This is a genomic window from Pseudomonas sp. B6(2017), from assembly GCF_002112765.1.
Taxonomy (GTDB): domain Bacteria; phylum Pseudomonadota; class Gammaproteobacteria; order Pseudomonadales; family Pseudomonadaceae; genus Aquipseudomonas; species Aquipseudomonas piscis.
The window spans coordinates 332,943-348,740 of record NZ_NEIQ01000003.1; the positions used below are offsets into that span (position 1 = coordinate 332,943).

Consider the following 15,798-nt stretch of genomic DNA (forward strand, 5'->3'; position numbering starts at 1 on the left):
GACCCTGAGTGCGTCAAATCGTCCCGGCGGATCGCTATCTTACATTCAGCCTTGCCAAGACAAAGACGGTCACCGGCATTAGAATGTCCCGCATTCTCTTTTGGTGACAGCGATATGACTGACCAGCGCAAAGGCAGCGATGCCGAACCCACCACTCACTTCGGCTTCAAGAACGTTCCCGAGAGCCAGAAAGCGGAAAAAGTCGCTGAGGTGTTCCACTCGGTAGCGGCCAAGTACGACCTGATGAACGACGTGCTGTCCGGCGGCATGCACCGCCTGTGGAAGCGCTTCACGATCGAGTTGTCGGGCGTGCGTCCAGGCAACCGCGTACTGGACATCGCTGGCGGCACTGGCGACCTGACCAAGCGGTTTTCCCACCTTGTGGGCCCTACCGGCCAAGTCGTCCTGGCGGACATCAACGAATCCATGCTCAAGGTCGGCCGTGACCGCCTGCTGGACCTGGGTGTGGCCGGCAATGTCGAGTTCGTCCAGGCCGACGCGGAAAAACTGCCCTTCCCGGACAACCATTTCGACTGCGTGACCATCGCCTTCGGCCTGCGCAACGTGACCCACAAGGAAGACGCCCTGCGCTCGATGCTGCGGGTACTCAAGCCCGGTGGCCGGCTGCTGGTGCTGGAGTTCTCCAAGCCGACCAACACGCTGATGTCCAAGGTCTACGACGCCTATTCGTTCGCCTTCATGCCCCTGGCCGGCAAGCTGATCACCAACGACTCGGAAAGCTATCGCTACCTGGCCGAGTCGATCCGCATGCACCCGAACCAGGAAACCCTGAAGTCGATGATGGTCGAGGCCGGCTTCGACCGGGTGACCTACCACAACATGACCGCAGGCATCGTCGCCCTGCACCGCGGCATCAAGCCCTGATGTTGTTCAGCGGCCTGCTCGCCAGCGTCGAGACCGGCATCAATCGGGTGCTGCGCCTGGACAGCACGGCGTTGCCGCGCCTGCAGCACCTGGGCGGCAAGGTGATCGCCGTGGACTGCCAGGCTCCGGCGCTGCGGCTGTTCATCCTGCCCAGCGACGAAGGCCTGATGCTGGCCTCCCAGTGGGCCGCCGATCCTGACTGTACCCTGCGCGCACCGGCAGCGAGCCTGGTGCGCCTGGCCCTGAGCAAGGACAAGACCGGCGTCCTGCATGGCCCGCAAGTGGAACTCGAAGGCGACAGCGGCGTGCTGCTGGACCTGGCGGCGGTCCTCCAGGACCTGGAGCTGGACTGGGAGTACGAACTCTCGCGCTGGCTCGGCCCGGTGGCCACCCAGCTGTTCAGCGGCCACGTACGCAGCCGCGCAGGCTGGTACCAGCAGGGATTCGCCAGCCTCAACCAGAGCCTGGCCGAATTCCTCGCCGAAGAATCGCGGGCCCTGGTGGGCCAGCATGAAGCCGAGGCGCGCTTTCGCGAACTGGACCAGGCCAAACTCGACCTGGAACGTCTAGAGGCGCGTGTCGAGCGTCTTTCCCGATCCCCTGACCCAAGCGATAACGCATGAAGCTGCTTGCCGTCCGCCGTCTGTTGCGCATCCAGCGCGTCGTGATCCGCTACCGCCTCGATGACCTGCTGTTCGCCCTGCCCCTGCCCTGGTTTCTCCTGGCCTTGCGCTTCGCCCTGCCCTGGCGCTGGTTTCCGCGCAAGCCGCTGGACCTGAGCCGTGGCGCACGCCTGCGCCTGGCGTTGCAGGACCTGGGACCGATCTTCATCAAGTTCGGGCAGATATTGTCCACCCGCCGTGACCTGCTGCCGGAAGACATCGCCGACGAACTGATGCTGCTGCAGGACCGGGTGCCGCCGTTCGACTCGAAAAAATCCGTGGCCCTGATCGAAGAGCAGCTGGGCAAGAAGATCAGCGATGTGTTCAGCCGCTTCGACATCGAGCCCCTGGCCTCGGCCTCGGTGGCCCAGGTGCATGCTGCCAAGCTCAAGACCGGCGAGGAAGTGGTGGTCAAGGTGATCCGCCCGGGGCTCAAGCCGGTCATCGCCCAGGACCTGGCCTGGCTGTTCATCCTCGCCCGCGCTGCGGAGAAGGTCTCCGCCGACGCTCGCCTGCTGCACCCGGTGGATGTGGTCAGCGACTACGAGAAGACCATCTACGACGAGCTCGACCTGCTGCGCGAGGCGGCCAACGCCAGCCAGCTCAAGCGCAACTTCGAAGGCTCGCCGCTGCTCTACGTGCCCCAGGTCTACTGGGACTGGTGCCGGCCGAAGGTGCTGGTGATGGAGCGCATCTACGGGATCCAGGTCACTGACCTTGCGACCCTGGCCGACCAGCGCACCGACATGAAGATGCTCGCCGAGCGTGGCGTGGAGATCTTCTTCACCCAGGTGTTCCGCGACAGTTTCTTCCACGCCGACATGCATCCGGGCAACATCTTCGTCAGCACCGTGCAGCCCTGGAGCCCGCAGTACATCGCCATCGACTGCGGCATCGTCGGCAGCCTCACCCCGCAAGACCAGGACTACCTGGCGCGCAACCTGTTCGCCTTCTTCAAGCGTGACTATCGCCGTGTAGCCCAACTGCACATCGACTCGGGCTGGGTCCCGGCGGAAACCAAGCTCAATGAATTCGAAGCGGCGATTCGTACGGTCTGCGAACCGATCTTCGAAAAACCGTTGAAGGACATTTCCTTCGGCCAAGTACTGATGCGCCTGTTCCAGACCGCCCGGCGCTTCAACATGGAAGTCCAGCCGCAACTGGTGCTGCTGCAGAAAACCCTGCTCAACATCGAGGGCCTGGGGCGCCAGCTGTATCCGGAGCTGGACCTGTGGAACACCGCGCAACCCTTCCTCGAACGCTGGATGCGCGAGCGGGTCAGCCCCAAGGCAGTGCTGGGCAACATCCACAGCCAGATCGAACAGTTGCCGCACCTGGCCAACATGACCCGCGACCTGCTCGAGCGCATGTCGCAACCCCATGCCGCCGACCCTCCGGCCCCCTGGCAGCGGCGCAAGGACGACTGGTTCCTGCGCCTGCTCGGCACCGCCCACCTGGGCGGCGGCGCGATCCTGGCCGCCGGCGGCCCGCTGCAGGAACTGGGGCACTGGCCCGCCGGCATCATGATCGCGGTGGGTCTGTATCTGATCGTGCGCCGATAGCCAGTGGCGCGGCCTGCTGGCAAACTGTCGAAATCGCCGAGGCGTCACCAGCGGGTCGAGCCCGGTTGTCGGAGTCGAAAATGAAAGATTGGCTGGACCAGATCAAATGGGATGAGCACGGCCTGGTGCCGGCCATCGCCCAGGATCACAAGACCGGGCGCGTACTGATGATGGCCTGGATGAACCGCGAAGCACTGAGCCTGACCGCCGCCGAGCAGCGTGCCATCTACTGGTCACGTTCGCGTGGCAAGCTATGGCGCAAGGGCGAAGAGTCCGGGCATGTGCAGAAGCTCCATGAAATGCGCCTGGACTGCGACGCCGACGTGATCATCCTGATGGTCGAGCAGATCGGCGACATTGCCTGCCATACCGGCCGCCACAGCTGTTTCTACCGCGTCTATGAAGATGGCGAGTGGAAAACCGTCGAACCGGTCCTCAAGGACCCGCACGCGATTTATTCTGCAGGACACTGACATGAGCGATACCCTCACCCGCCTGGCCCAAGTGCTGGAGGAGCGCAAGAACGCCGCTGCCGACAGTTCCTACGTGGCCAGCCTGTATCACAAGGGCCTGAACAAGATCCTGGAGAAAGTCGGCGAAGAATCGGTGGAAACCATCATCGCCGCCAAGGACGCCGCCGCCAGCGGCGACTGCAGCGATGTGATCTACGAAACCGCGGACCTGTGGTTCCATACCCTGGTCATGCTCGCGCAGCTGGGGCAGCATCCCCAGGCCGTGCTCGATGAGCTGGACCGCCGTTTCGGCCTGTCCGGACACGCCGAGAAAGCCTCGCGTCCGTCCGCCTGAACAATTTTCTAAGAGGAAACGCAGCATGGGCATTTTTGACTGGAAACACTGGATCGTCATCCTGGTGGTCGTGGTACTGGTATTCGGCACCAAGAAGCTCAAGAACCTGGGTACCGATGTCGGCGAATCGATCAAGGGCTTTCGCAAGGCCATGAACGACGACGAGAAACCAGCCGAACCCGTGGTACCTCCCGCCGCACAAGCTGCCCAGCCGGCCCAGCCACAACAGGGCGCGCCGCTGAACCAGCCGCACACCATCGATGTGCAGGCGCAGAAAGTCGAAGAGCCGACCCGCAAAGACTCGTGAGCACTGACTAATGTTTGGTATCAGCTTCTCTGAACTGCTGCTGGTGGGCCTGGTGGCCCTGCTGGTGCTCGGCCCCGAGCGCCTGCCCGGCGCTGCGCGCACCGCTGGCCTCTGGGTCGGGCGCCTCAAGCGCAGCTTCAACGCGATAAAACAGGAAGTTGAACGTGAGATCGGCGCCGACGAGATCCGTCGGCAGTTGCACAACGAGCACATCCTGTCGCTGGAACAGGAGGCGCGGAAAATCCTCGCCCCGACCCAGCAACAGCCTGCGCCCGTGGAGCCGGTAGCCGAACAGGTCGCAACGACGCCTGCCACCACTGCAGGTGAAGCCGCTGCGCCGGCCGAAGTACCTGCGACGCCGACCGCAGAGCCTGCAACCCCAGCGGCAACGCCCGCACCCGAGGCTCCCCAAGACCCTACTTTGCCGCCGCGAGCACCATGAGCGATATTCCAGAGAACGACCAACACATGCCGCTGGTATCGCACCTCACCGAGCTGCGGACCCGCCTGCTGCGCTGCGTAGCGGCGATCTTCATCATCTTCGCCGGGTTGTTCGCCTTCACCCAGCAGATCTACACCATCGTCTCCACGCCGCTGCGCCAGTACCTGCCGGCCGGCGCGACGATGATCGCCACCGACGTCGCCTCGCCGTTCCTCACGCCATTGAAGCTGACCATGATGGTCTCGCTGTTCCTGGCGATCCCGGTGATCCTGCACCAAATCTGGGGGTTCATCGCCCCGGGCCTGTACAAGCATGAGAAGCGCATCGCCGTGCCGCTGCTGGTGTCGAGCATCCTGCTGTTCTACGTGGGCATGGCGTTCGCCTATTTCCTGGTGTTCCCGCTGATCTTCAAGTTCTTCGCCGCCGCCACCCCGGCCGGCGTGGAAATGATGACCGACATCACCAGCTACCTCGACTTCGTCATGACCCTGTTCTTCGCCTTCGGCGTGGCCTTCGAGATCCCGGTGGCCGTGGTGCTGCTGGTGTGGATCGGCGTGGTCAACGTGGAGTACCTGAAGAAGATCCGTCCCTACGTGATCATCGGTTGCTTCGTGGTGGGCATGATCCTCACCCCGCCGGACATCTTCTCCCAGACCTTGCTGGCCGTGCCCATGTGGCTGCTGTTCGAGATCGGCGTCCTGTTCGGCGGGCTGATCAGCAAGCGCGGCGAGCATCCGGACGACACCCCGGCCGACGACCACAACGACCAGCCGCCAGCGACCCAAGCGTGAACCTGCTGCTGCTCGAGGAGGCCGACTTCATCGCGGCCGACCGTGTTGTGCTGCGCGACCGGCGCCTGGTCCACATGCAGGAGGTGCACCGCGTGGCAGTGGGCGACAGCCTGCGGGTGGGCCGTATCGGCGGCTTGATGGGCAGCGCTCGGGTGCTGCGCCTGGAAGCCGCCGAAGCCGAGCTGCAAGTGACCCTGGAGCAAGCGCCGCCGGCCAAGCTGCCGCTGACCCTGGTCCTGGCCCTGCCACGGCCGAAGATGCTGCGCCGGGTACTGCAGACCGTGGCCGCCATGGGCGTGCCCCGGCTGGTGCTGGTCAACAGCTACCGGGTGGAAAAAAGCTTCTGGCAAACGCCCTTCCTCGACCCCGAGGCCATCCGCGAACAGCTGGTGCTGGGACTGGAGCAGGCCCGCGACAGCATCCTGCCCGAGGTAGTCATCGAGAAGCGCTTCAAGCCCTTCGTCGAAGACCGCCTGCCGGCCCTGAGCGAAGGCACCCTGGGCCTGGTAGGCCACCCCGGCCCGTATCCGCCCTGCCCGCGCAACCTGGACCAGCCAGTGACCCTGGCCATCGGCCCGGAAGGCGGCTGGATCCCCTACGAGATCGACCTGTTGGGCAAGGCCGGCCTGCAACCGGTGCAGCTGGGCGAGCGCATCCTGCGGGTCGAGACGGCCGTCACCGCACTGTTGTCCCGCCTGTTCTGAACCGCCAGGGTCCGGCCAGCCGGACTTTGCGGTCGTAGTGGCAACCCGCCAGTCAGCTGTAGTAAAACCCTGCTCCCGCCGATAGCCTATGGTTAAGCCCAAACCGCTAAAGAGGGAGTTCGCAGCATGTACCGTTGGCTAGCCAGAAACTTGGGGAATGTGAGTGTCAGCCGCAAGCTTGGCATCGGCTTCGGCCTGGTGCTGTTGCTGACCCTGCTGATCACCGCCACCGGCTGGAACGGCCTGTCCCGGGTGATCGATCGCGGCGACAAGCTAGGCAATATCTCCTTGCTCAATGCCATGACCAAGGACCTGCGCATCGCCCGCCTCAGCTACGAGATGAACCATGGCGAGCAAGGTCCCGCCGCGGTCAGCGACATGCTCAAGCAACTCGACGAAGGCCTGCGCGCGGTCCGCGGCAAGCTGCAGCAACCTGGAAGCATCGCCCTGGTGGACCAGCAGGTGGATGCCGTGGCCGAGTACCAGAAGGCCTTCACCGACATGACCCGCGCCACCGCCAGCCGCGAGACCGCCCGCTCCCAGCTCGGTGCCACCGCGGACAACGCCGTGGCCCGGGTGGCCGAGGTCGAGAAAGCGCTGCTGCAAGGCGATAGCGTGGCCCAGTTCAATAGCGTCATCGACCTGTCCAAGCTGATCCAGCAGGCACGCTTCCAGGTGCGTGGCTACACCTACAGCGGCAAGGCCGACGCCCGGCAACCCGCCCTGGATGCCATCGACAATGCCCTCGGCAACCTGGCCAGCCTGCCGTCCCGGCTGCCGGAGCAGCACATCGCCAACCTGCAGCAGGCCAGCGACTCGCTCAAGGCCTATCGTGCCGCCGTCAGCGCCTTCAGCGACGCCGAGCAGGCCAGTGCCGATGCCCTCAAGCGCATGGCCGCCCAGGGCGATCGCCTGATGGACCTGAGCAAGCAACTGACCGTCGAACAGACCCACAAGCGTGACGCCGATGCCAGCCAGGCCCGCAGCACGCTGTTGATCGCCACGGTGCTGGCCCTGGTCTTCGGCCTGATCGCCGCCTGGGCCATCACCCGGCAGATCAACCTGCCTTTGCAACAGACCCTCAAAGCCGCCGAGCGTGTGGCCGCTGGCGACCTGAGCCAGAACCTGGCAGTGGACCGGCGCGACGAGCTGGGCCAGTTGCAGAAGGCCATGCAGCGCATGACCCAGGGCCTGCGGGAGTTGATCGGCGGCATCAGCGACGGCGTGACCCAGATCGCCAGCGCCGCCGAGCAGCTATCGGCGGTTACCGAACAGACCAGCGCCGGGGTCAACAGCCAAAAGGTCGAGACCGACCAGGTGGCCACGGCCATGAACGAGATGGCCGCCACCGTGCAAGAGGTGGCGCGCAACGCCGAGGAAGCCTCCGAAGCGGCCGTGGCCGCCGACCAGCAGGCCCGCGAGGGCGACCGGGTGGTCAACGAGGCCATCGCCCAGATCGAGCGCCTGGCCAGTGAGGTGAGTCACTCCACCGAAGCCATGGGCCAGCTCAAGCAAGAGAGCGACAAGATCGGCAGTGTCCTGGACGTGATCAAGTCGGTGGCCCAGCAGACCAACCTGCTGGCCCTCAACGCCGCCATCGAGGCAGCCCGGGCCGGCGAGGCAGGACGGGGCTTCGCCGTGGTGGCCGACGAAGTGCGTAGCCTGGCCCAGCGTACCCAGCAATCGACCGAGGAAATCGCCGAGCTGATCGTCAGCCTGCAGAACGGCACGCAGCAGGTGGCCAGTACCCTGGACACCAGCCGCAATCTCACCGACAGCAGCGTCGAGCTGACGCGCCGGGCTGGCGGCTCGCTGGACAACATCACCCGCACCGTCTCGGCGATCCAGGCGATGAACCAGCAGATCGCCGCAGCGGCGGAGCAGCAGAGCGCGGTGGCCGAAGAGATCAATCGCAGCGTCTTGAATGTGCGCGACGTGTCCGAGCAGACGTCGTCGGCCAGCGAGGAGACCGCCTCTTCGAGCGCCGAACTGGCGCGCCTGGGGATTCACCTGCAAAGCCTGGTGGGACGCTTCAAGGTCTGACCCGCAGGCTGTTAAGGAGCCTGCGGGGCGGATCGTCCGCTGGAAGGCCCTGTGGGCCTTCCAGCGATTACAAGGCCGGCTACAGGACCTGGCGCAGGAAGGCCTGGGCCCGAGGGTCCCGGGGGGCGCTGAAGAACACCTCGGGCGCGGCATCTTCCAGCAGCTTGCCGTGATCGAAGAACAGCACCCGATCCGCCACCTCCCGGGCAAAGCCCATTTCATGGGTCACGCAGACCATGGTCATGCCTTCCACGGCCAGGGTCTTCATTACATCCAGCACCTCGCCGACCATCTCCGGGTCCAGGGCCGAGGTCGGCTCGTCGAACAGCATCACCTTGGGCTCCATGGCCAGGGCCCGGGCGATCGCCACCCGCTGTTGCTGGCCGCCGGACAATCGCGAGGGGAACTCGTGGGCCTTCTGCGCAATGCCGACCTTCTCCAGCAAGGCCAGGGCCTTGGCCTCGCGCTCCTGCTTGCCGCGCTTGCGCACCACCTTCTGCGCCAGGCAGAGGTTATCCAGCACGGTCATGTGCGGGAACAGGTTGAAGTGCTGGAACACCATGCCCACCTCGCGGCGGTAGGCGTTCACATCGGTCTTGGGATCGGCCAGTTGCAGGCCATCGATGCTCACCGAACCGGAGTCGAAGGTCTCCAGGCCATTGAGGCAACGCAAGAAGGTCGACTTGCCGGAACCGGACGGCCCGATCACCACCAGCACTTCACCCTTGGCCACCTGGGTGGTGACGTTATCCACCGCGCGCACCACTTGACCACGGGTATCGAAGACTTTTACCAGATCGCGGACTTCAATCACTTTGCGCGAGCCTCCGCTCAAGCCGGCTGGCCATCTTCGACAGCGGCAGGTTGATCAACAGGTACAGGGCCGCCACGCAGAACAGGATCTCGAACGGCGAAAACGAAGTGGTGATGACTTCCCGGCCGCTCTTGAGCAACTCGGTGATGGCGATCACCGACACCAACGAAGTGTCCTTGACCAGGCTGATGAACTGCCCGGCCAGCGGCGGCAACACTCGCTTGAAGGCCTGGGGCAGCACCACATGGCGCATCGACTGGCCGGCGCTCAGGCCCAGGGAGCGAGCCGCCTCGTTCTGCCCACGGGCAATGGACTGCACCCCGGCACGGACGATTTCCGCCACATAGGCCCCGGTGAACAGCGACAGCGCGGCGATCCCGGCGAATTCCCGGGACAGGTTGAGCACCGTGCCGATGAAGAAGTAGAAAATGAAGATCTGCACCAGCAGCGGCGTGCCGCGCACCAGTTCGACATAGAGGGTCGACAGGTCGCGCAGGGTCGGGTTGCTGGACAGCCGGCACAGGCCGGTGGCCAGGCCGATCATCAAGCCCAGCACGCCGGACACCACCGACAGCCACAGAGTGGTCCACAAGCCCCACAACAACGGCCCCGCCGCCCAATGCCGGGTCACCCCGACCACATCGCCCTCGGCCACGTCGTCGCCGCTGGCCACCTGCAGGCTGCTTTCGTCGACGCTCAGGTGCTGCTCGCTGCCGGAGTCGCCCTTGAGGGTGACTTCAGCCTTGCCGCCCTTGCGCACCACCTCGGCGACGGTGGAAATCTCGGCCGCCCGCTGGGATTCCTCGGCCTGGTAAGCGAAGTACTGCGGGACGCGGTTCCAGCGCCATTCATAGGACATCAGCGAGGTGGCGTAGTACAGGGCGCCAGCCAGGCCGACCAGCACCAGCACGGTCAACACGTGCCAGGGCCATTGGGCTTTGTTCTGTTTCATTGGGTTTGCGGATTCCGAATGCTGGGTCGCCAGGGACACCGCCTTCGCCGGCAAGCCTCGCTCCTACATGGATTGCGCAAACCTGTAGAAACGAGGCTTGCCCGCAAGCGGGGCAGCCCGGTCTGGGTGAGCGAGTGTTATTCCATGTCCTTGAGCCACTCGGAACTCTTGAACCACTTGTCGTGGATCCGATCGTAGGTCCCGTCTTCGTGGATCTGGTGCAGGAAGTTGTTGATGAAGTTGATGCTGTCGTAGTCGCCCTTCTTCAGGCCGAAGGCCAGCGGCTCGTAGGTGAACGGCTTGTCGAGGAATACCAGCTTGCCGTTGCCGACCTTGTTCACCGCCACCACGTTGTACGGAGCGTCATAGATGAAGGCGTCGGCCTTGCCATTGACCACGTCCAGCACCGCTTCCTGCTCGTTGTCGTAACCGTGGTACTTGGCCTTGGCGATCAGCTTCTTGGCGACCATTTCCCCGGTGGTGCCCAGCTTGGAGGTGATGCGGTAGTCGGCGCTGTTCAGGTCCTTGTAGGACTTGATGGTGCCTTCCAGGTCCTTGCGGATCAGCAGGGTCTGGCCGACCACGATGAAGGGCTCACTGAAGTTCAGGCGCAGGTTGCGCTCCTGGGTCAGGGTCATGCCGCTGCCGATCATGTCGAACTTGTCGGTGAGCAGGGCCGGGATGATGCCGTCGTAGCCGGTGGAGACCATCTCCAGCTTGACCCCCATGGACTTGGCCATGGCCTTGAGCAGATCGACTTCGAAACCGATGATCTCGCCGCGCTTGTTGGTCATCTGGAACGGCATGTAGGTCGGGTCCATGCCCACCTTCAGCGATCCACGCTTGACCGCGTCGTCGATGGCGCCGGCCTGGGCCGTGCTGACCGCCAGCATGGCTGCGGCCCCCGCCAGCAGCAGCGAAAAATACTTCTTCATCTCAAGTCCCCTGAAAGCAAGCCATTTTATTGTGGTGTCTGCGCGTCGCAGTCCATTGTTGGCGAACCTTCGGATACCAGGTCGTGGTCGATCACGCACAGAAATTTGCGCGTGCGATGCTAACGCACTCGGGTATTTGCACAAGGTTTTTATTGTCGGACGAAAGCGCCGGGGATGAGCGGGGTGCAGAAAGCAAAACGCCCCCGGGCATGAACCCGGGGGCGTTGGCATTACGCCGGTTGTGGCGTCGCGGCTAGCGGCTGCAACGGCAACAGCGGGGCATGGGGATCGGCGATCACCGACTCGCGCCAGGCATCCAGCCATTGGCTGTGGCCTTCGCTCCAGACCAGCTGGTGCAGGCGACCCAGGGCCACCGGATCGCTCAACAGCGCCAGGCGCTCGCTGTTGTTCAGGGCCGCAGGACCGACCTTGAGGGCATGGCGTACGCGCTCCTGGCGCAGCCACTCGATCGGCTCGGCCTGGGCATGGCGGGAAGTGGCCAGGGCACAGGCCAGGGCGTTCTGCTGCGGATCCACCACGGCCCGGATGAAGCCGTCGTTGAGCGCGTGCCAGCGGTTCTCGTGGGTGTACTGGTCCGTGGCCAGCAACGCCTGGGGCGGTGCATATTCCTCGGGGATCAGGAACAGGTTCTCGTCACGGGACTTCAGGCCCAGGCCGACGCGGCTGGAGATCACCGACACCGGGATCGACAGCATCAGCGAACCGACGATCGGCACCAGCCACCAGAGGAAGCTGGGGTTCAGCCAGATCACCAGCAGCGCCCAGCAGAAGCCCAGCAGGGTCTGCGGGCCATGGCGGCGCACCGCCTCGCTCCAGGGGGTGGAGTCGTCGTCACGCTGTGGCGAGTTCCAGGTCGCCGCCCAGCCGAGGAACGCGGCCAGCACGAAGCGGGTGTGGAAGATCATCCGCACCGGCGCCAGCAGCATGGAGAACAGCATCTCCAGGAGCATCGACAGGGTCACCTTGAACTTGCCGCCGAACTCCTTGGCGCCCTTGGCCCAGATCAAAATGATGCTGAGCAGCTTGGGCAGGAACAACAGCACGATGGTGGTGGAGAACAGCGCGATGGCCTTGTCCGGATGCCACTGCGGCCACAGCGGATACAGCTGCCGCGGCTCGAGGAAGTACTGCGGCTCCATCAGCGTGTTGACCGCCAGCAGGGCCGTGGACAGCACCAGGAAGAAGAACCACAACGGCGCCGACAAGTACGACATAACCCCGGTGAGGAACACCGCGCGGTGCACCGGGTGCATGCCCTTGACCAGGAACAGGCGGAAGTTCATCAGGTTGCCGTGGCACCAGCGGCGGTCGCGCTTGAGCTCGTCCAGCAGGTTCGGCGGCAGCTCTTCATAGCTGCCCGGCAGGTCGTAGGCGATCCACACGCCCCAGCCGGCACGGCGCATCAACGCGGCTTCGACGAAGTCGTGGGAGAGGATCGCACCGGCGAACGCGCCCTTGCCCGGCAACGGCGCCAGGGCGCAGTGCTCGATGAACGGCTTCATGCGGATGATCGCGTTATGGCCCCAGTAGTGGGACTCACCCAACTGCCAGAAGTGCAGGCCGGCAGTGAACAGCGGACCATAGACGCGAGTGGCGAACTGCTGCATGCGCGCATACAGGGTGTCCATGCCCGAGGCCTTGGGCGCGGTCTGGATGATCCCCGCGTCCGGCGTGGCTTCCATCAGGCGTACCAGGCTGGTCAGGCATTCGCCGCTCATCACGCTGTCGGCGTCCAGTACCACCATGTACTTGTAGTCGCCGCCCCAGCGACGGCAGAAGTCGTCGAGGTTGCCGCTCTTGCGCTTCACTCGGCGGCGACGGCGACGGTAGAAGATCTTGCCGAAACCCTTGGTCTCGCGGCAGACATCCAGCCAGGCTTGTTGCTCGGCCACGCAGATATCGCTGTCGTTGCTGTCGCTGAGGACGAAGAAGTCGAAACGATCCAGGTCACCGGTGGCCGCCACCGACTCGAAGGTGGCGCGCAGGCCGGCGAATACCCGGGGCACGTCTTCGTTGCAGATCGGCATCACCAGTGCGGTGCGCGCGTTCTCGGCGATCGGCTCGTTGCCGGCGCTAGCGCCGGAGATGCGGTACTTGTCGCGACCGGTCAGCAGTTCCAGGAAGCCCATCAGCGCGGTCCAGAAACCTGCCGAGACCCAGCAGAACAGGATGCCGAACAGGATCAGGATGCTGGTCTGCAGTGCGTAGGGCAGGACCTGCTGCGCGGTCTGCATCAGCGGCTGGTGCGCCACTTCTTCCAGGTCGACGAAGGCCCAGCCCTGGTACGGCATGATGCCTTTCATGTACCAGCCGGCGACGATGGTCTGGCCAAGCATCAGCACCAGCAGGATGTAGCGGCGGATCGAACCGACGGTGCGCCAGCGGGCAGCCGGCAGCACTCGTTCGTCCTTCGGCGGTGCCGGCGGGTTGGTGCGCCCGGTCAGGCGCCGCCAGCCACGCACCAGGATATTGGTGCGCCATGGCTCGGGCACTACCCGGGTACGACGGATCGGCGGCGCGGCCTTGAGGCAGATACGCCCCTCGGCATCGACGGCGAGCATTTCGGCATCGTTCAGCTCGGCCGCGGTGCTGAGGGTCAGGCGCTCGCCCACCGAGGCCTGGGCGGCATCGGCGGACTCATCGAAGGCCTTGGACGACAGGCGCTGGTGCAGCTCGCTGAAGGACTGGCAGCTCGCGAGCTCCGCGCGCTGCTGGTCCGACATGGGCAGGTGGGCCAGGTACTCGGCAAGCGACTCTGGCTGTAGTTGAGAGTTACTCATCGGCAGGCAACTGGTAGCTCCAGGTCTCGGTCAGGACTTGCTCGGTCTTGGCCGGTTCCGGTGTGGCAGGGGCCGCTTCGGCAGCAGCAGGCTGCTTGGCGTCTTTAGGATCCTTGTCCTTGGCGTCCTTGTCCTTGGCATGCTTGGCGTCCTTGGCCGGCTTGGCTTCAGGCTGCTTGGCTTCAGCTTGTTTGGCCGCCGCGGCAGCGGCTTCCTTCTCTTTCTTCTCCTGTTGCTTGGCGGCGACCTTGTCGGCCTTGGCCACGGAGGAGCTGGAGTTCGGAGTCGAGGCCTTGGCCGGCTCGGCTGCCGGGATGTCGCGCACCAGGGCGGCACGCAGCTCGGTGGCCTTGCTCGGGTCCTTGACCTTCAAGCGCAGGGTCAGGCGCCAGCCTTTGGTTTCCGGGTTGTAGCGAACATTGTTTTCCACCAGCTCGGCGTTGTCGCCGACGCTGACCTGGCTACGCACTTCGGCGCTCCCAGGCAGGGCCGCCAGGGACGGACCTTCGAAATCCACCAGGTAGGCAACGCTGCCATCGGGCTGGCGAATCAGGTTGGACTGCTTGACGTCACCAGTGGAACGCAGGGTCTGCTCGACCCAGGCGCTGTCAGGAGAATGCAGGGAAGCTTCGTCCATGGTCCAGTGCAGGCGGTAGGCGAAATCCAGCGGCTGGCCAGGCTCTGGCTGCTTCTCCGGGTTCCAGAAGGCCACGATGTTGTCATTGGTTTCGTCCGCAGTCGGGATTTCCACCAAGTCGACGGTGCCCTTGCCCCAGTCGCCCTTCGGCTCGATCCAGGCGCTTGGGCGCTTGTCGTAGCGGTCGTCGAGGTCTTCGTAGTGGCTGAAGTCGCGGCCACGCTGCAGCAGGCCGAAACCGCGCGGGTTCTCAACCGAGAAGTTGCTCACGGCCAGGTGCTTCGGGTTGTTCAGCGGACGCCAGATCCACTCGCCGTTGCCGGCATGGATCGACAGGCCGCTGGAGTCGTGCAGCTCGCGACGATAGTTGAGGACCTTCGACGGCTGGTTGGCGCCGAACAGGTACATGCTGGTCAGCGGAGCCAGGCCCAGCTTGCCCACCTTGTCACGCAGGAACACCCGGGCCTTGACGTCGACGATGGTGTCGGCGCCCGGCCGCAGGGTCAGGCGATAAGCGCCGGTGGCCCGTGGCGAATCCAGCAGGGCGTAGATCACCAGGTGCTTGTCGGTAGGCTTGGGTTGCTGGATCCAGAACTCGCTGAAGCGCGGGAATTCTTCACCGGACGGCAAGGCGGTATCGATCGCCAGGCCACGGGCGGACAGGCCATAGACGTGGCCCTTGCCGACGACGCGGAAATAGCTCGCGCCCAGCATGGTCATGATCTCGTCTTGCTTGTCGGCCTTGTTGATCGGGTACAGCACGCGGAAACCGGCATAACCCAGCTTCTCGGTGGCTTTTGGATCGAACGTCACGTCACCGAAGTCGAAACGGCTGGGATCGTACTTGATCTCGGAAACGCTGTTGGCGCTGATCTCGTTGATCTTCACCGGCGTGTCGAAGTGCATGCCCTGGTGGTAGAACGACAGCTTGAACGGGGTCTTCTGGTCGGCCCATTCGGCTTTTTCGGTGAGGAAGCGGATTTTCTGGTAATCCGCGAACTTCATGTCGCGGAACTCGGCTGGCAGGTTACTGCGCGGAGCCTCGTACTTCTGCCCGGCCAGGTCCTTGGCTTTGGTCGATACGTCATCCAGGTTGAATGCCATGAGTGGACCGGCGCCAAGCAGGCAGACCAGCGCAGAGCCCGTCACCAGTACGTTTCGTAACCTTTTGGCAAACAAGTTTGGTGCATTACAGGGACTAACAATCACGAGCAACCCTCGCCGAAAACAGATCAAAAAACCAACGGCCAGCTATCTACATGCCAGGTTGGCGAGCATTGTTCCGACTCCGATGGGGCTAAATGATTCCCCAAACGGCCGTGGACAAGTCTCTACTTAAGTCAAAATGGACCAACGAACGCTGATCCCCGTAGCGCGCGATTATCTAGTAGGCCGCGTTACAACGCATCAGGGGTAACAAAGTATTTATCGTGAAAAACAGCAGTTTCCGGCCGAA

15 protein-coding genes and 1 pseudogene are annotated in these 15,798 nt (G+C 64.1%); 11 read left to right on the plus strand and 5 right to left on the minus strand.

All coding sequences use genetic code 11. The annotated features are described in order from the left end of the window. Positions 1 to 114 precede the first annotated feature (114 nt). The 11 genes and pseudogenes from ubiE (at position 115) to CAG11_RS34485 (ending at position 8,203) form a co-directional block, all read left to right on the plus strand. Positions 115 to 885: a bifunctional demethylmenaquinone methyltransferase/2-methoxy-6-polyprenyl-1,4-benzoquinol methylase UbiE gene (ubiE, locus tag CAG11_RS07065; RefSeq protein WP_022639552.1), complete on the plus strand. Its 771-nt coding sequence runs from the start codon at positions 115 to 117 to the stop codon at positions 883 to 885. Further along, positions 885 to 1,508: an SCP2 domain-containing protein gene (locus tag CAG11_RS07070; RefSeq protein ID WP_085595670.1), complete on the plus strand. Its 624-nt coding sequence runs from the start codon at positions 885 to 887 to the stop codon at positions 1,506 to 1,508. The genes ubiE and CAG11_RS07070 overlap by 1 nt, the downstream gene beginning before the upstream one ends. Then, positions 1,505 to 3,109 (plus strand): ubiquinone biosynthesis regulatory protein kinase UbiB, encoded by a 1,605-nt coding sequence (gene ubiB / locus CAG11_RS07075; RefSeq protein WP_053132493.1) that lies wholly within the window; start codon positions 1,505 to 1,507, stop codon positions 3,107 to 3,109. Before CAG11_RS07070 ends, ubiB begins: the two co-directional genes overlap by 4 nt. Positions 3,110 to 3,189: 80 nt before the next feature. After that, a complete protein-coding gene (gene hisI / locus CAG11_RS07080; RefSeq protein ID WP_022639550.1) occupies positions 3,190 to 3,582 on the plus strand; it encodes a phosphoribosyl-AMP cyclohydrolase in 393 nt (130 codons plus the stop codon). A 1-nt stretch (position 3,583) separates the two neighbouring features. Next, the gene (locus tag CAG11_RS07085) at positions 3,584 to 3,916 is read left to right on the plus strand and encodes a phosphoribosyl-ATP diphosphatase (protein ID WP_022639549.1); all 333 of its coding nucleotides are present in this window, start codon (positions 3,584 to 3,586) and stop codon (positions 3,914 to 3,916) included. A 25-nt stretch (positions 3,917 to 3,941) separates the two neighbouring features. Beyond that, positions 3,942 to 4,223, plus strand: coding sequence for a twin-arginine translocase TatA/TatE family subunit (locus CAG11_RS07090; RefSeq protein ID WP_085595672.1), 282 nt, complete (start codon positions 3,942 to 3,944; stop codon positions 4,221 to 4,223). Positions 4,224 to 4,233: 10 nt separating this feature from the next. Next, complete coding sequence (gene tatB / locus CAG11_RS07095; protein WP_085595674.1) at positions 4,234 to 4,665, plus strand: Sec-independent protein translocase protein TatB; 432 nt, start codon at positions 4,234 to 4,236, stop codon at positions 4,663 to 4,665. Continuing rightward, a complete protein-coding gene (gene tatC, locus CAG11_RS07100) occupies positions 4,662 to 5,456 on the plus strand; it encodes a twin-arginine translocase subunit TatC (protein WP_022639546.1) in 795 nt (264 codons plus the stop codon). The genes tatB and tatC overlap by 4 nt, the downstream gene beginning before the upstream one ends. Beyond that, on the plus strand, positions 5,453 to 6,160 hold the full coding sequence (locus CAG11_RS07105; RefSeq protein WP_085595676.1) for a 16S rRNA (uracil(1498)-N(3))-methyltransferase: 708 nt from the start codon (positions 5,453 to 5,455) through the stop codon (positions 6,158 to 6,160). Before tatC ends, CAG11_RS07105 begins: the two co-directional genes overlap by 4 nt. Before the next feature lie 126 nt (positions 6,161 to 6,286). Continuing rightward, positions 6,287 to 7,348: pseudogene (locus CAG11_RS34480) on the plus strand (methyl-accepting chemotaxis protein); the annotation flags it as partial. A 141-nt stretch (positions 7,349 to 7,489) separates the two neighbouring features. Next, complete coding sequence (locus tag CAG11_RS34485; protein ID WP_371263450.1) at positions 7,490 to 8,203, plus strand: methyl-accepting chemotaxis protein; 714 nt, start codon at positions 7,490 to 7,492, stop codon at positions 8,201 to 8,203. Positions 8,204 to 8,282: 79 nt separating this feature from the next. Here the strand turns inward: CAG11_RS34485 and CAG11_RS07115 are convergent, their stop codons facing one another. From CAG11_RS07115 to CAG11_RS07135, 5 genes are all read right to left on the minus strand, one after another. Continuing rightward, on the minus strand, positions 8,283 to 9,017 hold the full coding sequence (locus tag CAG11_RS07115) for an amino acid ABC transporter ATP-binding protein (RefSeq protein WP_053132503.1): 735 nt from the start codon (positions 9,015 to 9,017) through the stop codon (positions 8,283 to 8,285). Continuing rightward, positions 9,010 to 9,969, minus strand: a complete 960-nt coding sequence (locus tag CAG11_RS07120; protein ID WP_085595781.1) for an amino acid ABC transporter permease — start codon at positions 9,967 to 9,969, stop codon at positions 9,010 to 9,012. Before CAG11_RS07120 ends, CAG11_RS07115 begins: the two co-directional genes overlap by 8 nt. Positions 9,970 to 10,106: 137 nt before the next feature. Further along, positions 10,107 to 10,904: a transporter substrate-binding domain-containing protein gene (locus CAG11_RS07125; protein ID WP_022639542.1), complete on the minus strand. Its 798-nt coding sequence runs from the start codon at positions 10,902 to 10,904 to the stop codon at positions 10,107 to 10,109. Between the two features lie 230 nt (positions 10,905 to 11,134). Beyond that, a complete protein-coding gene (mdoH, locus tag CAG11_RS07130) occupies positions 11,135 to 13,705 on the minus strand; it encodes a glucans biosynthesis glucosyltransferase MdoH (RefSeq protein WP_085595680.1) in 2,571 nt (856 codons plus the stop codon). Next, positions 13,698 to 15,551 carry a glucan biosynthesis protein G gene (locus CAG11_RS07135; RefSeq protein ID WP_031320099.1) on the minus strand — a complete coding sequence of 618 codons (1,854 nt, stop codon included), beginning with the start codon at positions 15,549 to 15,551 and terminating at the stop codon, positions 13,698 to 13,700. The genes mdoH and CAG11_RS07135 overlap by 8 nt, the downstream gene beginning before the upstream one ends. Between the last annotated feature and the right edge of the window lie 247 nt (positions 15,552 to 15,798).

Excerpts from the sequence above, each read along its gene's own strand:
- CAG11_RS07090 (WP_085595672.1), top strand. The coding sequence starts at position 3,942 with ATGGGCATTTTTGACTGGAAACACTGGATCGTCATCCTGGTGGTCGTG.
- CAG11_RS34485 (WP_371263450.1), top strand. The coding sequence starts at position 7,490 with ATGAACGAGATGGCCGCCACCGTGCAAGAGGTGGCGCGCAACGCCGAG.
- CAG11_RS07085 (WP_022639549.1), top strand. The coding sequence starts at position 3,584 with ATGAGCGATACCCTCACCCGCCTGGCCCAAGTGCTGGAGGAGCGCAAG.
- CAG11_RS07125 (WP_022639542.1), bottom strand. The coding sequence starts at position 10,904 with ATGAAGAAGTATTTTTCGCTGCTGCTGGCGGGGGCCGCAGCCATGCTG.
- ubiB (WP_053132493.1), top strand. The coding sequence starts at position 1,505 with ATGAAGCTGCTTGCCGTCCGCCGTCTGTTGCGCATCCAGCGCGTCGTG.
- CAG11_RS07120 (WP_085595781.1), bottom strand. The coding sequence starts at position 9,969 with ATGAAACAGAACAAAGCCCAATGGCCCTGGCACGTGTTGACCGTGCTG.
- hisI (WP_022639550.1), top strand. The coding sequence starts at position 3,190 with ATGAAAGATTGGCTGGACCAGATCAAATGGGATGAGCACGGCCTGGTG.
- mdoH (WP_085595680.1), bottom strand. The coding sequence starts at position 13,705 with ATGAGTAACTCTCAACTACAGCCAGAGTCGCTTGCCGAGTACCTGGCC.
- ubiE (WP_022639552.1), top strand. The coding sequence starts at position 115 with ATGACTGACCAGCGCAAAGGCAGCGATGCCGAACCCACCACTCACTTC.
- CAG11_RS07070 (WP_085595670.1), top strand. The coding sequence starts at position 885 with ATGTTGTTCAGCGGCCTGCTCGCCAGCGTCGAGACCGGCATCAATCGG.
- tatB (WP_085595674.1), top strand. The coding sequence starts at position 4,234 with ATGTTTGGTATCAGCTTCTCTGAACTGCTGCTGGTGGGCCTGGTGGCC.
- tatC (WP_022639546.1), top strand. The coding sequence starts at position 4,662 with ATGAGCGATATTCCAGAGAACGACCAACACATGCCGCTGGTATCGCAC.